The organism is Rhizobacter sp. P2_H2, assembly GCF_056403375.1.
Window position 1 is genome coordinate 1 of sequence record NZ_JBFUFP010000833.1, and the last position, 2,436, is coordinate 2,436.

Annotated in this window: 1 protein-coding gene and 1 pseudogene; both read left to right on the forward strand. The window is 72.3% G+C overall.

Going from position 1 to position 2,436, the window contains the following annotated elements:
- A pseudogene (locus AC1D15_RS27005) lies at positions 1 to 617 on the forward strand (hypothetical protein); the annotation flags it as partial.
- A gap of 14 nt (positions 618 to 631) precedes the next feature.
- The coding region (locus AC1D15_RS27010; protein ID WP_477828428.1) for a secretin N-terminal domain-containing protein at positions 632 to 2,436 on the forward strand (1,805 nt) is incomplete at its 3' end.

The window sequence follows — 2,436 nt, forward strand, 5'->3', positions numbered from 1 at the left end:
CTGTTGACCGCGGCGAGCGCACCGGCGCCCCGCGCCTCGGAGGCCAGCCGCTGATGCCGATGCGCAAGAGCCTCTGGTGGGCCCTGGGCGGCACGCTCGCCCTCACCGCCGCCTCGCTGTGGGCCACGCGGCAGGCGCCCACGCTGGTCGCGGCCGCGGTGCGCGGCAACGATGCGCCTGCGCCAGCCGACGAGCGCCCGCTGTTGCAGGCGGCACCCGGCCCCGCGCGCTGGGATCGCGCCACGCCCGCCGGGCCCTTGCCCGCACAGTGGCCGGCCCAGGCCCTCGAGCCCGCCAAGCGCGACATCTTCCAGCCGGTCCTGCCACCCGCACCACCTCCGCCACCCGCGCCGAAGCCGGTGCCCGTCGTCGCGCCGCCACCGCCGGCACCGATGGCCCCGCCGATGAACTACCGCTTCTTCGGCCGCATGCTCACGCCCGAAGGCGCCTCGATCGTCTACCTCGTGAAAGGCACCGGCGTGCCGATCGAGGTGGCCGTCGACCAGCGCCTGGACGACGGCTATGTCGTCGAATCCATCACCGACCAGGCCGTGCAGCTGGTCTACCCGCCCCTCGGGCAGCGCGCCACCATCGGCATCGCGCCGCCACCGCAGTGAACGCCAGCAGCAGCATGACCACCCTCGCCCGAACCCTCCGCGCACTGCCCTTCGCACTGGCCGCGCTGCTGCTCGCCGGTTGCGCCGAGCAGCGTTACCGCGACGAAGCCCAGCAGGCGCTGCGCGCCGGCAACTACGAACAGGCCCTCAGCCAGCTCGACGCCGGGCTGAAGGAGTACCCGAACAGCACCACGCTGCGCAGCGGCCAGGTGCAGGCCCGCACCGAGGCGCTGGCCCGGCTGATCGCCGAATCGGCCGCCGCGCGTGCCGCCGGCCGCTACGAGGTCGCCGAGCAGGCGCTGCGCCGCGCGAAGGCGCTGAACCCGACCAGCAGCCGCATCGACGACCTGCTCGCCGACGTGGCCACCGAGCAGCGCCAGCGCGCCGCGCTCACCGAGGCCGAGCGCCTGGCCGCCGCGCAGCAGAACGCCGCCGCGTTGCGCGTGGTGGAGCAGGCGCTGAAGGACAACCCGCGCAACTCCGACCTGCTCGCGTTCCAGCGCCGCATCGAGGTCGACGTGCGCCAGGCCGAGGCGCGCGCCAACCAGAAGGGGCTGGCCGAGACCCGCCCGATCTCGCTCGATTTCCGCGACGCCGGGCTGCGCACCGTGCTCGACGTGGTGTCGCGCAACAGCGGCATCAACTTCATCCTCGACAAGGACGTGCGCCCCGACGCCCGCGTCACCGTCTTCCTGCGTTCGGCCCGCGTCGAGGACGCGATCGACCTGATCGTCAGCACCAACCAGCTCGCGAAGAAGGTGATCGACAGCCAGACGCTGCTGATCTACCCGAACACGCCCGAGAAGCAGCGCGAGCACCAGGAGCAGGTCGTCAAGGTGTTCTACCTCGCGAGCGGCGACGCGAAGAGCGCGGCCGCCTTCCTGCGCTCGATGCTGCGCGTGCGCGAGCCCTATGTGGACGAGCGCACCAACATGCTCGCGCTGCGCGATTCGCCCGAGAACATCCAGCTCGCCGAGCGCCTGATGGCCCTGTACGACGCGCACGAGCCCGAGGTGATGCTCGACGTCGAGGTGATCGAGATCCGCAGCACCCGCCTCACCGAGCTGGGCGTCAAGTTCCCCGACACCTTCGCGCTGACGCCGCTGCCGCCGGCCGGCGCGACCGGGCTCACGCTCGGCAACGTGCGCAACCTGACGCGCGACAACATCGGCCTGACCGTCGGCGGCCTGCTCGTCAACCTGCGCCGCGAGGTCGGCGACTTCAACACGCTGGCCAACCCGCGCATCCGCGCGCGCAACAAGGAGAAGGCCAAGATCCTGATCGGCGACAAGGTGCCGGTGATCACCGCCACCATCGGCGGCAGCGGCAGCTTCGTCTCCGACAGCGTCAACTACATCGAGGTCGGGCTGAAGCTGGAGGTCGAGCCGACCATCTACGCCGACGACGACGTGGCGATCCGCGTCGCGCTCGAGGTCAGCTCGCTGGCCGGCCAGGTCAAGACAGCCTCGGGCACGCTCGCCTACCAGATCGGCACCCGCAATGCGTCGACGCTGCTGCGCCTGCGCGATGGCGAGACGCAGATCCTGGCCGGCCTGATCAGCAGCGAGGACCGCTCCAACGCGAGCCGCGTGCCGGGCCTGGGCGACCTGCCGGTGCTGGGGCGGGTGTTCTCCAGCCAGCTCGACGATTCGTCGCGCACCGAGCTGGTCCTCGCGATCACGCCGCGCATCGTGCGCAACCTGCGCCGCCCCGACGCGAACGAGACCGAGATGTGGGTCGGCACCGAGACCTCGCCGCGCCTGCGGCCGACGGGGGGCCGCGCGGCCGCTGCGGTGCCGGCGCCCGGAGCGAGCGCACC